This is a genomic window from Marinobacterium zhoushanense (assembly GCF_014641945.1).
In the GTDB taxonomy this organism is placed as follows: Bacteria; Pseudomonadota; Gammaproteobacteria; order Pseudomonadales; family Balneatricaceae; genus Marinobacterium_D; species Marinobacterium_D zhoushanense.
On sequence record NZ_BMIJ01000003.1, the window covers coordinates 112,060 to 125,917 of the forward strand.

The 13,858-nt window shown below is 57.2% G+C and carries 14 protein-coding genes; 4 read left to right on the top strand and 10 right to left on the bottom strand.

All coding sequences use genetic code 11. The annotated features are described in order from the left end of the window. Window positions 1-20 precede the first annotated feature (20 nt). The 7 genes from IEX40_RS07590 to ccoN all read right to left on the bottom strand — a co-directional run bounded on the left by IEX40_RS07590 (window position 21) and on the right by ccoN (window position 7,921). The gene (locus IEX40_RS07590) at window positions 21-2,471 is read right to left on the bottom strand and encodes a heavy metal translocating P-type ATPase (protein ID WP_188746933.1); all 2,451 of its coding nucleotides are present in this window, start codon (window positions 2,469-2,471) and stop codon (window positions 21-23) included. 13 nt (window positions 2,472-2,484) lie between these two features. Next, complete coding sequence (locus IEX40_RS07595) at window positions 2,485-2,991, bottom strand: FixH family protein (RefSeq protein WP_188746935.1); 507 nt, start codon at window positions 2,989-2,991, stop codon at window positions 2,485-2,487. Window positions 2,992-3,067: 76 nt separating this feature from the next. Continuing rightward, a complete protein-coding gene (gene ccoG / locus IEX40_RS07600; RefSeq protein WP_188746937.1) occupies window positions 3,068-4,489 on the bottom strand; it encodes a cytochrome c oxidase accessory protein CcoG in 1,422 nt (473 codons plus the stop codon). Window positions 4,490-4,755: 266 nt separating this feature from the next. Continuing rightward, the gene (gene ccoP, locus IEX40_RS07605; protein ID WP_188746939.1) at window positions 4,756-5,649 is read right to left on the bottom strand and encodes a cytochrome-c oxidase, cbb3-type subunit III; all 894 of its coding nucleotides are present in this window, start codon (window positions 5,647-5,649) and stop codon (window positions 4,756-4,758) included. Further along, window positions 5,646-5,840 (bottom strand): cbb3-type cytochrome oxidase subunit 3, encoded by a 195-nt coding sequence (locus IEX40_RS07610; RefSeq protein WP_188746941.1) that lies wholly within the window; start codon window positions 5,838-5,840, stop codon window positions 5,646-5,648. The genes ccoP and IEX40_RS07610 overlap by 4 nt, the downstream gene beginning before the upstream one ends. A gap of 7 nt (window positions 5,841-5,847) precedes the next feature. Continuing rightward, a complete protein-coding gene (gene ccoO, locus IEX40_RS07615) occupies window positions 5,848-6,468 on the bottom strand; it encodes a cytochrome-c oxidase, cbb3-type subunit II (RefSeq protein ID WP_188746943.1) in 621 nt (206 codons plus the stop codon). A 22-nt stretch (window positions 6,469-6,490) separates the two neighbouring features. Continuing rightward, window positions 6,491-7,921 (bottom strand): cytochrome-c oxidase, cbb3-type subunit I, encoded by a 1,431-nt coding sequence (gene ccoN / locus IEX40_RS07620; RefSeq protein ID WP_188746945.1) that lies wholly within the window; start codon window positions 7,919-7,921, stop codon window positions 6,491-6,493. 442 nt (window positions 7,922-8,363) lie between these two features. Between ccoN and rlmM the strand changes: the two genes are divergently transcribed. Next, window positions 8,364-9,437 carry a 23S rRNA (cytidine(2498)-2'-O)-methyltransferase RlmM gene (gene rlmM / locus IEX40_RS07625; RefSeq protein WP_188746947.1) on the top strand — a complete coding sequence of 358 codons (1,074 nt, stop codon included), beginning with the start codon at window positions 8,364-8,366 and terminating at the stop codon, window positions 9,435-9,437. Between the two features lie 9 nt (window positions 9,438-9,446). Here the strand turns inward: rlmM and IEX40_RS07630 are convergent, their stop codons facing one another. Beyond that, on the bottom strand, window positions 9,447-9,728 hold the full coding sequence (locus IEX40_RS07630) for an antibiotic biosynthesis monooxygenase family protein (protein ID WP_188746949.1): 282 nt from the start codon (window positions 9,726-9,728) through the stop codon (window positions 9,447-9,449). A 137-nt stretch (window positions 9,729-9,865) separates the two neighbouring features. Here IEX40_RS07630 and tusA point away from each other — a divergent pair, with 137 nt between their 5' ends. The 3 genes from tusA (at window position 9,866) to trxC (ending at window position 11,242) form a co-directional block, all read left to right on the top strand. Next, window positions 9,866-10,108 carry a sulfurtransferase TusA gene (tusA, locus tag IEX40_RS07635; protein ID WP_188746951.1) on the top strand — a complete coding sequence of 81 codons (243 nt, stop codon included), beginning with the start codon at window positions 9,866-9,868 and terminating at the stop codon, window positions 10,106-10,108. 2 nt (window positions 10,109-10,110) lie between these two features. After that, window positions 10,111-10,713 carry a ProQ/FINO family protein gene (locus IEX40_RS07640; protein ID WP_188746954.1) on the top strand — a complete coding sequence of 201 codons (603 nt, stop codon included), beginning with the start codon at window positions 10,111-10,113 and terminating at the stop codon, window positions 10,711-10,713. 94 nt (window positions 10,714-10,807) lie between these two features. Continuing rightward, a complete protein-coding gene (gene trxC / locus IEX40_RS07645) occupies window positions 10,808-11,242 on the top strand; it encodes a thioredoxin TrxC (RefSeq protein ID WP_188746956.1) in 435 nt (144 codons plus the stop codon). Between the two features lie 11 nt (window positions 11,243-11,253). On the opposite strand, the gene IEX40_RS07650 is transcribed toward trxC, so the two are convergent. Both IEX40_RS07650 and IEX40_RS07655 read right to left on the bottom strand, forming a co-directional pair. Continuing rightward, a complete protein-coding gene (locus IEX40_RS07650) occupies window positions 11,254-13,200 on the bottom strand; it encodes a bifunctional diguanylate cyclase/phosphodiesterase (protein ID WP_188746958.1) in 1,947 nt (648 codons plus the stop codon). 17 nt (window positions 13,201-13,217) lie between these two features. Then, a complete protein-coding gene (locus tag IEX40_RS07655) occupies window positions 13,218-13,850 on the bottom strand; it encodes a transglutaminase-like cysteine peptidase (RefSeq protein ID WP_308421596.1) in 633 nt (210 codons plus the stop codon). Window positions 13,851-13,858: the final 8 nt, after the last annotated feature.

Here is a 13,858-nt window from a genome sequence, read left to right on the forward strand (position 1 = left end):
ACTTTCCTAAGTTCTCTGCGTCAACTGCTCGCCTTCGGCCGGCGACTCAAACGCAATGCGTTGCCAACGACGACAAGGGAGCTGGCGGACATGCCGATCGCGGCCATGTAGGGAGCAATGAAGCCGGTCGCCGCGAGCGGCAGGGCCAAGAGGTTGTACAGTGCCGCCCAGGCCAGATTTTGGCGTATGATCAAGCGGGTCTTGCGTGCCAGGCGTACCGCTTCGACCAGGCGCGTCAGGTCGTTGGCGATCAACACCGCATCGGCGTTGGTTTTGGCGAGATCGGTGGCGCCGGCCATGGCGACCGAGACACGTGCGCCGGCCAGGGCGGGGATGTCGTTGATGCCATCGCCCACCATGATGACTTCTGCACCTTCGCCGGCGAGCTGATTCAGTATCTGCAGCTTCTGTTCCGGCGACACACCCTTGTAAAGCTTATCGATATGAAGGGCGTCGGCGACCCGTTCTGCCGAGGCCGAGCTGTCGCCCGTGAGCATCACGCTACGCAAGCCCAATTGGCCCAGCGTATCGACTGCGGAGCGGGCTTCCGGACGAATCTGGTCATCCAGACGGAACCAGCATAGTGCCGAATACTCGCTGCATAGTAATAGCCAAAGCCCATCCTCGCCAGGTAACGCCGGCATTGCGTCAGCGACAAGCTCGGCGGCGAACTTTGGCTGGCCGATTCGATAGCGCACGCCGTTGACTACACCCTCCAGTCCCAGGCCAAGATGGTTCTTGACCGCCTCCGCTCTGTGAGCGGTAAAGGGTATGAACGCGCGCGCGATCGGATGTTCCGATTCGGCTTCCAGCGCGGCGGCAATGTTGAGCAGGGTTTGCTCGGGATCGTTGCTCAGCGGTTTGACCTCATGGATCTGCAGATTGCCCTCGGTGAGAGTGCCGGTCTTGTCGAACACGATGTGGGTTGCCGTAGCGAAGCTCTCAAGGACATGACCTCGGCTTATCAGTACGCCACGCGTGCGCAGCGTGCCGGTGGCGGTTGTCAGAGCCGTCGGTGTCGCCAGCGAGAGTGCGCAGGGACAGGTAACCACGAGTACCGACAGGGTGATCCAAAAGGCGCTGCTGGGGTCGATAAACCACCAGCTAGAGGCCACCACTGCTGCCGTGATCAGTGTCGCCGCCACGAAATAGCGAGAGACCCGGTCGGCAATGCGTGCAACTGCTGGCTTTTCGGCCTGGGCTCGATCGAGCATGCGCACGATCGTCGATAGCCGCGACTCGCCTCCGGTTTCTGTTACTTCGATCTCGATCGGGTGCTCAATGTTCTGCGTGCCGCCGACCACGGCATCATCGACACTGCGGGAAAGCGGGAGATACTCTCCGGTCAGTGCCGACTCATCTACCGACGTCTGTCCTTTACGCACTAAGCCATCTGCGGGGATGGTGTGCCCCGGCTTGACCAGAACGCGGTCGCCCTGGCGCAGTTGCGCGGCGGGTACCAGTTGCTCATCACCGTCGACCAGTCGGATAGCGCTGTTGGGCAGCAGGTTGAGCAGGGCATTACCCGCTCGTCCAGTGCGGTGGCGTGCCTGCATCTCCATAAAGCGACCGACGAGCAGGAAAAAGGTGAACATGGTGACGGAGTCGAAATAGACCTCTCCACTACCGGTTACTGTTGCCCAGGCGCTGGCGCAGTAGGCAGCGATGATCGCCAGCGATACCGGGACATCCATACTCAACTGGCGGGTGCGCAGATCACGCAGTGCCGCGTCATAGAAGGGGCGGGCGGAATACAGCGCCACTGGGGTGGCCAGAACGAACGATGCCCAGCGGATAAAATCGACGATACGCCCCTCCATGGAGGCGCTCATATCACCGGCGTACAGGGCGGCCGCGAGCATCATCACCTGCATGGTGCCGACACCGGCGACGCCCAGACGTCTGACGGCACGTTTGCGCTCCCGCGCCAGCAGTTGCTCTTCGCTATTGGGCTGGTAGGGGTGTGCCTGGTAGCCAATACGATCGACTTCCGCGAGCAGGGTGCTCAGTTTGGTTTCGCTGTCGTCCCAGTTCAATCTCGCGCGGTGGGTGGTGAGATTGACGCTGGCGTCGGTGACGCCGGGCTGTTTCTTCAGATGATGTTCGAGCAGCCAGACACAGGCGGCACAGGTGATGCCTTCAATCACCAACAACGCCTCGCGCGTAGCGTCGTCCGCAGTATGGACGAAACTCTGCTGAACCTCAGGGTCATCGAACAGGCTCAGTTCGAGCGCGCGTTGCCCCGCGCTGTCGTTTCGCGCACGCTCATTCTTCGCATTCTGATTGTCCCGGTGACGATAGAAGTTATCGAGGCCGCCGTCGACAATTGTCTGTGCGACGGCGAGACAGCCGGGACAGCACATCTGGCGCTCTTTGCCATCTATCCGGGTGACGAAATGGCTGCCGGTTGGTACCGTCAGCCCGCAGTGATAACACAGTGCTTGCGAGTCTGTATCGACGCGAGAGTTCATTCAGCCAAGGTTCTCAAGAGGCGTTGCCAATATCGAAGCTGTTCTGTTCGTATGGGGGATCGATCTCGACGCGCAGCTGCCACTCTTTATTCAACGGTTCGAGGATGACATATCGCTTGCCGACAAGCTCGGCCTGAAGGTTGCTGCCATACAGGCCGCGGCCATCGACCGAACGTAGATGCAGGATCTGATCGTATTTCTGGTGGGAAGGGTGGATCAGGCTCAGCTGCAGGTCTTGCGGCAAGGACTCCTTGCTTTGCAGCTGCAGGCGGATATCTCCGGTCAAGGAGTCGATCATCAGCTGACCATGGATGCCGAGCCGAGCCGCCATCTCTTCACGGGAGTGGTCGATGTTCAAGCCTCGCGCCACCTTGTAATAGTCGTCTTTCACCACCCCGTCGCTGGTACTGATCGCGAGGTATATGAAGACCGGTGCGTAGATCATCACCGCAATCAGCGGGGCGAGTACAAACCAGAGCCAGGTCTGTTTGTACCAGGGGGATTGGCTTTGTTCACTCATGGGATACCTCGAAATAGAGCGGCCGGGACTGACCCGGCCGCCATTCTAAACTAATTCGTTTTCGACTTGGACACTACTATCGTGCCGGAGTTGGTCCGATAAAGCGGTTGTCCTCGGTAATGCTGATAGAGGGGTTGTCCAGCGCTTCGACTGTGAATTTGATGTCGTAGTTCGGCAGCTCGATATCCGCCGGATCCATGTGCACCCGAACGGGGTAATCGAGCAACTCCCCGGCCGCAATACTGACGACGTTCTCACTTTCCAGGGACAGCCCTTCCGGACCGGTGAGGGTGATCCGATACTGATGCGCTACCTGTTCCTTGTTGGCCAGCTTGAGGGTGTATACGTTTTCGATCATGCCGCCGGATGTCATGGTGTACAGCTGGCCGCGATCTCGAATGATGTCGACCTCAAGCGGTACGCGGCTGTACAGGGTGTACGCAAACGCAGCGAACATTGCGATCAGCGCGATGAAGTAGCCTATGAGGCGAGGGCGGAACAGGTGGGTTTTCTTGCCGCTCAGCGAGTGCTCGGTGGTGTAGCGAATCAGGCCGCGAGGATAGTTCATGCGATCCATGATGTCATCGCACGCGTCGACACAGGCGCCGCAGGCGACGCACTCATACTGCAGGCCGTCGCGAATATCGATGCCGACCGGGCAGACGTGCACGCAGTTGCCGCAGTCTATGCAGTCGCCCAGGCCCTCTGCCTTGTAGTCCGAACCCTTTTTGCGACTGCCGCGCTGTTCTCCGCGTTTTTCGTCATAGGAGATCACCAGCGTGTCCTGGTCGAACATGACGCTCTGGAAGCGAGCGTAGGGGCACATGTAGATGCACACCTGTTCGCGAAGCCAGCCGGCATTGCCGTATGTGGCGACGGTGAAGAACGCCAGCCACCAGGTTTCCCAGGGGCCGAGATCGAAGGCCAGGATGCTAGGAACCAGTTCGCGGATAGGCGAAAAATAACCGACAAAGGCGATTGCGCTGGCGGCAGCGATGGCCAGCCAGAGCAGGTGCTTGGCGCTTTTGCGCATCGCTTTCTCGCCGTTCATTGGGCTTTTGTCCAGTTTCATCCGCTTGTTGCGATCACCTTCGGTCACGCGCTCTGCCCAGATAAAGAGCCAGGTCCAGACGAACTGTGGGCAGGCATAACCGCACCAGAGGCGACCAGCGAAAACGGTGACGAAAAACAGGGTGAAGGCAAGAACGATCAGCAGCCAGGAGAGCAGCATGAAGTCCTGGGGCCAGAAGGTGAGTCCGAAAACATGGAACTGTCGGTTGGGTAGGTCAAACAGCACTGCCTGGCGACCGTCCCACTGCAGCCAGGAAATGCCGTAGAACATAATCAACATCATGGCACCGGATATGATGCGCAGGTTCTTGAACAGCCCTTTGTAATACTTGACGTAGATATGCTCACGCTTGGCGTAGAGGTCGAAAGTTTCCTTGTCGCCAGCACCTTTTTTGGGTGTTAAATCTTTCACTGGAATCTGATTCATGCCTTACCACCGCAGGTGAATGTACATATAGACCTGCTAACACTAGGTCTATTAGGTGTTGCGAATATTACAGTGCTCGCGGTGGGGATTACCAGCGGGTGAGTATCCCCGGTCGCCATCAGTCACAACGGCGTGTCGCCGTGACTGGTCGGATTCAAGCATCAGGGGGATGATATCGTTTTGCGGGTGTTGTTGCACATGACAGGGGGCAACAAAAAAGGCGGCAAGATTTCATCACGCCGCCTTTCTGTGTTACTGGATCGAGATTACTGCTGTGACAGGCTGTACACGTAAGCTGCGATCAGGTGAATCTTCTCGTCAGAGAGCAGATCCTTGTGTGCCGGCATGACGCCCGCGCGGCCGTTGCGGATGCTGTGAGCAACCTGCTCGAAGCTGCCGCCGTAGAGCCAGGTGTTGTCGGTCAGGTTCGGTGCGCCCAGTGCCTGGGTGCCCTTGCCTTCCGCGCCGTGACAAGCTGCGCAGAGAGCCTGGAACTGGCTCTGGCCACGAGCGACCGCCTCGCTATCCAGGTTTTCAGCGCTGCCGCTCAGGGACAGTACATAGCTGGTAACGTCACGTACGCCATCTTCACCCAGCACCTGGCCCCAGGCCGGCATGCCGCCATTGCGGCCATTGGCAATGGTGGCTTTGATAGTGGCGGGATCGCCACCGTAGAGCCAGTCACTGTCGGTCAGGTTGGGGAAGCCGTATGCGCCGGTGCCCGCTGAACCGTGGCAGAGAGAGCAGTTGTTGGCGAACATGCGCTGGCCCATCTTCAGCCCCGTTTCCTCGTTCTGCAGTTGTTCGACCGACAGGGCGGCGAACTGCTCGAACATCGGACGGTACTGCTCTTCGGCGTGCGCCATCTCCTCTTCCCACTGACCATGGGAACTCCAGCCCAGCAGGCCTTGGAAGTTGCCTAGACCGGGGTAGAGGGCCAGGTAGCCCAGACCGAAGATGACTGTGCCCAGAAACATCTGGAACCACCATTTCGGCAGCGGGTTGTCGTACTCTTCGATACCGTCGAACTCATGTCCCAGAGTCTCTTCGGTGGTCTCTTTATGTTTCTCGCTTTTCCGGGTTGCAAACAGCAACCAGGTGCAGCCGAGAATTACGGCTAGGGTAATGACTGATACCCATGCGCTCCAGAAAGCACTCATTTGTCGTTTCTCCCGTTACTGGCGTCGCTATCCTGCGTTTTGGGCTTATCCTGCTCCTCATCAGCGAAGGGAGCCTGAGCAGCCTCGTCATACTTTTTGCTGTTTTTCGGGTTCGCCACCCAGATAAACAGGGCGACGAACGTGATCAGCATGATGACCGGCAGGTAGGGGCCATAAACTTCGTAACTCACTGAATAGTTACCGCTTGTTGGTGTAGACGCTATGCAGCTTGCCAAGCGACTGCAGGTAAGCGACAAGAGCATCGATCTCGGTCTTGCCGGCAACCGCTTCGCGTGCCGTGGCTACATCTTCGTCGGTGTACGGGACACCCAGCTTGCGCAGTGCTTCCATCTTGGCCTCGGTGTCCTGTCCGGTCAGTTTGTTCTTGAACAGCCAGGGGTAGGAGGGCATTTTGGATTCAGGTACTACATCGCGCGGATTGTTCAGGTGCGCTTTGTGCCAGTCGTCGGAGTAACGTCCGCCTACACGGGCCAGGTCCGGACCGGTACGCTTGGAACCCCAAAGGAACGGGTGCTCCCAGACATGCTCGTCTGCAGTGGAGTAGTGGCCGTAGCGCTCGGTTTCAGCACGGAAGGGGCGGATCATCTGGGTGTGGCAGACGTGGCATCCTTCCTTGATGTAGATATCGCGGCCCTCAAGTTCCAGTGCGGAATACGTGCGCAGGCCTTCGATCGGCTGAGTCGTAGAGCTCTGGAAGAACAGGGGAACGATTTCGGCCAGACCACCGCCGCTGATCACGATGATGATCAGCAGGATCATGAGGCCGATGTTCTTTTCAATCGTTTCGTGTTTGATCATTGCTATCTGCTCCTCGTCTCAATCAAGCAGTCTGAGCTGATGGCTCAGCTGCTTCAACAGAGCTTCCGGCACGGACTGTCTGCCAGACGTTGTATGCCATCAGCAGCATACCGGTCAGGAAGAACGCGCCGCCCAACCAGCGGACGAAGTAACCTGGGTGGCTGGCCTCGAGTGCTTCGACGAAGCTGTAGGTCAGGGTGCCGTCCTGGTTGACTGCACGCCACATCAGACCCTGAAGGATACCGTTAACCCACATAGAGCAGATGTACAGAACGGTGCCGATGGTCGCGAGCCAGAAGTGGGTATTGATCAGCGCAGCGGAGTACATCTGAGCCTTGCCGAACAGGCGCGGGATCATGTGGTAGATCGCACCGATGGAGATCATGGCTACCCAGCCCAGAGCGCCAGCGTGTACGTGACCCACGGTCCAGTCAGTATTGTGCGACAGAGCGTTGACGGTCTTGATCGACATCATCGGGCCTTCGAAGGTGGACATGCCGTAGAACGACAGGGAAACCACCAGGAAGCGCAGGATCGGGTCGGTACGCAGCTTATGCCAGGCGCCAGACAGGGTCATCATGCCGTTGATCATACCGCCCCAGGAGGGAGCCAGCAGGATCAGGGACATGACCATGCCGACAGACTGAGTCCAGTCCGGCAGGGCAGAGTAGTGCAGATGGTGACCGCCAGCCCACATGTAGGTGGCAATCAGCGCCCAGAAATGCACGATCGAGAGGCGGTAGGAGTAAATCGGGCGCTCAGCCTGCTTCGGAACGAAGTAGTACATCATGCCCAGGAAACCCGCGGTCAGGAAGAAGCCTACGGCGTTATGGCCGTACCACCACTGCACCATGGCGTCTACGGTGCCAGGATACAGAGAGTAGGACTTCAAGAAGGTTACGGGTATCGCCATGCTGTTGACAATATGGAGCACTGCAACAGTGATGATGAACGCCATGTAGAACCAGTTGCCGACATAGATGTGCGATGTTTTGCGCAGCTTCACGGTGCCGAGGAACACGACGGCGTAGGCCACCCACACAGCGGTGATCAACAGGTCGATCGGCCACTCCAGCTCGGCATACTCCTTGGCGGAAGTGATGCCCAGTGGCAGAGTGATTGCTGCCGCCAGGATTACGGCCTGCCAACCCCAGAACGTGAACGATGCCAGGGCGTCGGAGAACAGGCGCGTCTGACTGGTGCGCTGCACAACGTAATACGATGTGGCAAACAGGGCACAACCACCGAACGCGAAGATAACCGCGTTGGTGTGTAACGGACGGATACGTCCGTAGCTTAACCAGGGAAGGTCAAAGTTTAGTGCTGGCCAGACCAGCTGGGCCGCGATAAGGACGCCAACGCCCATACCGACAATACCCCAGACTACCGCCATGATGGCGAACTGGCGCACGACTTTATAATTGTAAGTCGGGTGTTCAGTTGCAGTGCTCATGTCAGGCTCTCATCAACAAGCTAGGAATAGTAAGAAGAGTTCCGCCGGCAATTATCTGGTAATACCCCATCTATTTCAACGCGATGTTGCAGTGCACTGTGGCGCATTGTCGCACCGTGAAAGTGCTATGAACTTATATTTATTAATAGCTTTTGGATGGGGGTGAATATTTATAACTTGTTGTATTTAAAGTATATATGTATTTTTTGTCGTCCAGGTAGTGCGGCATTTTCTGATTCTGTAGTTCGAATTTTGTTCGCTGGGTGAGCGCAGCCCTGAAAACAAAGAATGCTTTGCTTGATATGGATCAAGCCGGTGAATTTGGGTCGTTCTAGGTCTTTAGTATTAAGTTGGAGGGCCGGAAGTGTTGAGCATTATCGACCGGCTGTTATAGTGCGCCGTTCAAAATCCAGTCGCCCCACAAAAATCGAGAACTTGCCATATGACACAACCCGATTCTCTCCTGCTTCTCTGTCGTGCTGGTTTCGAGGGCGAGTGTGCTGCCGAACTCACTGAGCTTGCCGCAGCCTCGGGCTTTTATGGCTATCCGACCCTGGAGCGTAATGCGGGCTTTGTCGTGTTCCATGTGCAAGCCCCAGCGACAGCACTGCAGCTGATTGAAACTGTGCGCTTTCGCCGCCTTATCTTTACCAGGCAGTGGTTTGCTTGCGGGGCTATGCTGGAGGGGCTCGATCCGCGTGATCGTTTGACGCCTGTTGCGGAAAGGGCTGCGGAACTCCCCAAGTGTACAGAGTTGGTGATTGAAACCGCCGATACCACCGCCGGGCGTGAACTGCAGGGATTTGGGCGCAAGTTCGCTTCCGCCGTTGCACCCAAGTTGCGTCAGACCGATCTACTGGGCAAGCGTGGGCAGAAGGCAGACTGGCGCCTGCATCTATTGGTGCTCAGTGGGCGGGATATGTGGCTGGGTGTGGCGCCAGTACGTAACAGTGCCCCTGATCCTGGCGGGATAATTCGTCTGAAGTTTCCGGTCGCAGCGCCAAGTCGATCGACGCTAAAGCTGGAGGAGGCGTGGCACTGGTTTATTCATAAGGGGCAATGGGAGCAGCGGCTGGCACCGGGGATGAGGGCCGTTGATCTGGGGGCCGCGCCCGGTGGTTGGACCTGGCAGCTTGTTCAGCGCGGTATGTTTGTTACCTCGGTCGATAATGGGCCGATGAATCCGGATCTGATGGAGACCGGGCAGGTAGAGCATCTGCGAGAGGATGCGTTTGTTTATCAACCGTCGAAACCGGTGGACTGGATGGTCTGCGATGTGGTGGAGAAGCCTGCGCGCACCACCGCGATGGTGATCGAATGGGCGTTGAACGGTTGGGCTCGCGATATGATCTTCAATCTGAAGCTGCCGATGAAGCAGCGCTATGCGGAAACTCGCACCTGCCTTGAGCGTATAGAAGAGGCGTTGGGAGATGCTGGTTTGCGTTGGCGCTTGCAGGCTAAACAGCTCTATCACGACCGGGAGGAGATCACCTGCTGGTTGAGTCTTGAGCGCTGATGTCGATGTCTAGTGCTCGAAGATGGTCACGCGCTCTTCCGTCTTAAACAGCGGTTCCAGCGCTTCCATCATCTCCTTGCGCTCTTCGCTACCGTGCCAGCGCTGCCAGTCGCTGACCGTGCGGAAGGTGGCCATTACCAGACGATGGTTGGGATCATCGATATTTCGCAGCACCTCGCCAGAGATAAAGCCGTGGGCCTGCATTGCTTTCTGCAGGAGTTCGCGGGACAGGCGGTCGTAATAAATCCCCAGATCCTCGGCGATGTGGCGTTCTATCATTACCCTGATCATCCACTATTTCCTCCATAATGATGACTCATGCATACAGCATAATTCAGTGTGGCGGGGCTGCAAACCGAAGCGGTTGGCGGTTTCTCTGCATCGGGTTATTTGCGACAATAGCCGCCTTCGTCTCATAGGATCCGTTCATGGTACATATTGAAGCAGATCAGACTTTGGATGCATGTGGCCTTTTCTGCCCGGAGCCGGTGATGATGTTGCACAATCGGGTGCGTGAGCTGGCCGAAGGTGAGGTTCTATGTATCAGGGCGACAGACCCGTCGACCCAGCGCGATATTCCCAAGTTCTGTCATTTTCTCGGGCACGAGTTGCTTGGGCAGGATACTGAAGAGGGTGTGTTCGTGTATTACATCCGTAAAGGGGCGGCCTGAGCGTGACGGATATCGAAAGATTGAGCGAGCAGACCCAGGCGCTGCTCGATGAGTGTGAAAATCGTCTAGCAACCCTGGAGGTCAATATCCCCCAGGTAGGTAAATCGACAGATGAGAGTATTGTAGTGAATCAGACCGAAAAAACGCCGGAAGCGAAGAACCGTAACCGGGCCAAGAACCGTGCTGCTAACCAGGCAGCGCTTGTGCAACTGTGTGACACCTATCCCGAAGTGTTCAGTCGAGATAATGTGCGCCCGCTCAAGGTGGGGATTCAAGAGGATCTGATCGCAGACGAAAAGCTGGCGCGTAATCGAATCAAACGTGCCCTGGCCAGTTATGTGCGCAGTCCGCAATACCTGCGTAGCCTTCAGGCTGGCGCAGATCGTATCGGACTTGATGGTGCGGCCTCCGGACAGGTGAGCGAAGAAGAAGCGGCGCATGCGCAGGAAAAGCTGCAGGCGATCAAGGATCAGCGTCGCGAGCGTGAAAAGGCTGAGCGCAAAGAGGGGCGTGCAGAGCAGCGCAAGCAGGCGGTCAAGGCCAAGGAACAGCGCATCAACAAGAAGCTCGACCTGCTGCTGCAACTGAATAATCGTACCCGCTAAGCGGGCTTGATTTCGTTTTTTTTACCCCCATCAAGGTAGTCTGAACGACACCGTATGCATGAATGTGTCGTTTCCTGTCCTGATGGGGGTCTATATGACTTCAGTCGTTACTCTCAGTTGCCCATCCTGCCTGGTGACCAACAGGGTTGCCCGTGAGCGTCTGGAGGCTGCGCCGAAATGCGGTCGCTGCGGCCAGGCTTTGTTTCAGGGGCTGCCAATGGCCCTCGATCAAGCAGGATTTGATCGAGTGCTGGCCAATACCGAGATTCCGCTCGTGGTCGATTTCTGGGCGCAATGGTGTGGCCCGTGCAAGATGATGGCGCCTGTGTTCGAACGGGCGGCGGCCGAGCTGGAACCTGGCTGTCGCCTCGTTAAAGTGGATACCGAGGCGGCCCCCGCCTTGGCTCAGCGCTATCAGATTCGCAGTATACCCACGCTGATGCTGTTCTCCGGCGGTCGTGAGATAGCGCGTCAATCCGGCGCCATGGATTTCAGTACGTTAATACGTTGGGTTAGAACGCACCTCTGATAATGCGGTTTCTAGCTCAGCGTTTTGGGCTTGCCGTGCAGGTAACCCTGGCTACCGTCGATGCCGATGTTGAGTAGCTGTTCCAACTGGCTCTCGCGTTCCACATGCTCGGCGTAGACCTGAATATGAATATTATGGGCGACGCTGATCAGGCTGCGTACGAAGAATCGGTCCTCATCGTTCCGGTCGATATCACGAACCAGTGAGCCATCAATCTTCAGATAGTCCGGTTGCAGGGTGTACAGGTAACTGAAACCCTGGGGGTGGATGCCGAAGTTGTCGACGCCGAAACCCGTTCCCAAGGCTTTGAGCTGGGCGCGTAGCGCCTGGGTGCGTTCGATATTGTTCAGGATGACCGTTTCATTGATCTCGAAGCTGATCCGTTCCGGGTGCGCTAGTTGCGCGAGTTGACTGCCTATCCAGGCCGGAAAATCCTCCGCTAGCAGGCTGTCCTGTCCAAGGTTGATGCTGATGGCGATCCCCTGTGGCTCGCGCTGAAGATAGGTCAGGGCGCGACTGATAACGGTGCGGTCCATGGCATCCAGTAGTCCCAGTTCTCTTACCACGCCAATGAAGCGGACCGCTGGGCAGGGTTCGTTATCTTCGTCCAGAATGCGGGCGAGTATCTCACCATGCAGTGGCTGAGAGTCACTACCGATCAGGCTTTGGTACTGCAGAAACACTTGGCTGTTGCTGATCGCTGAGGCTACATGCTGCTGCCAGGTCTGTGAGCTGCTGTCGACCCCTGCTACCCCTGTGTATTCGATGATCTCGCCCCCCTGATCCTCGGCATGTTTGAGTGCCAGGCGGGCGTGGGACAGGAGTTGCGCCGATGCACCCTGCTCGGTGCTGTGGCTGACACCAATGATGAATGCCGGTGCTGGAGGCTGCTCAGCCCGGTACATGGTGTCGATATGGGTATTGAGCCGGATCAGCAGTTGCTCCAGTGCGGGTTTTAGTCGGGGCAGAGGGTGTTGCTCGAGCAGGAGCATGAACTCGCCGCCGGCAGTGCGCCCGACCACGGTGCGGTTAAACTGGAGGCTCAGCGCCTCAACTTCGTTGGCCACGAACTTCAACAGGTGATTGGTATTGTCTTCGCCACAGCAGCGGTTGAGTTCGGACAGCTCTCTGACACGAAGCATCACCAGGGTGGCAGGGCCGAAGTTGCGGTCATAATCGATGCGCTCCTGAAGCTGTGCCAGCGCAAAGCGTTGGTTGGCAAGGCCGGTCAGCGGGTCGCGATAGGCGATGGAGCGCAGCTCTTCTACGTTACGGCTCTGTTCGTCAAACATCTGCTTGACCTGCTTTACCATCGCGTTCATCGCCTGGACGACACTGCGCAGCTCACGGGTTTTGGGCAGGACCGGCTGCTCGATATAGGATTTTTGAGCCAGGGCGTGGGCCTGAAGCTCTACCTGGCGCAGCGGACGTAACAGGTAGTGCAGCAGCAGACTGATGGCGATTGCAGCAAGTAGGGCCAGGGCGACGAAGAGACCGAGCGCACGTTGCGCCGCTTCCCAGAAGCGCTCGTATGCATAGCCGGCCCTGCTCTGCACATGGATCACCCCCACATGTCGCCAGTTATGGGTGATCTCCCGTTCCATCGAGGGCGGGTCGATATGCACCAGATTGATGAACCAATGGGGGACCTGTTCGGATATGTCGGATGAGGTTTCTTTGCTGAATAGCGGTTCGTTCTCGGCCCCCTTGACCTCGATACGTTGATAGAAGCCGCTGTCGAAAATGGCATTCACCGCGGTTTCGATAGCGGCCCTGTCCTGTTCGGCCATGAAGGGCGCTATATAGAGTCCAAGGTGTGTGGCACTGTCCTGTGCATGGCTTCTGAGCTGGCTGAGCAGCATCGATTTGCCGCTGTCTGACATGATGAAGAGCGTACCGGAAGCAAGACCGATCAGAACTGCGAGTACCGCGGCGATCAATTGGTTAACCAGGGACATAGATTCCTTCCGAGTCTTCAGTTGAGATTGACATTGTTGGCGTCCACTCGCGACTGGAGTTTAACCCAGGGTTGGAGACGATCCGAGGTGCCAACCAGCTGTGATCGCCGGCCCTTCTTGCTAAGCCAGAGATTATCACCGTTGAAAGTATACACGTGGAGAAGGTCCGGTCGTTGATCGGCGGTTTTGATCTCGCCGATCAGGTTGTCCAGTACCAGGGGGATGGCATCGGGAGTGGGGTAGTAGGTCAGCACCATGTGGGCCTGATTCAGCTCCAGCGCTTTTACATAGGTCAGGCTCATCTTGTCGATGCTGACGCCAAGTTCTTTTAGCGTGTAGTACTTGGCGATGGTGAAGTCCTCACAATCGCCGCCATTGGATATCAGGAACTCAACCGGTGTTGCCCAGTAGTCCTCCTGGCTCCAATGCGTGATGTCGTCGAGAAAGCGTACCTGATTGAAAAAGGCGTTGACCTGTTCCAGCTTGGTCTGTTCGGTAGCATCGCTCAGATCGCGGATCAGGTCCTGCCAGGCGGTGAGGCGGCGCGCGGCCTGGTCGCCGTATATCTGACCGAAACGTTCTATATCGGCCGGTGAAAGACGTACGCCATCTCCTGCCAGGCTTGTAAACGTGAGCAGGATAATTAGCACGCCCGCCA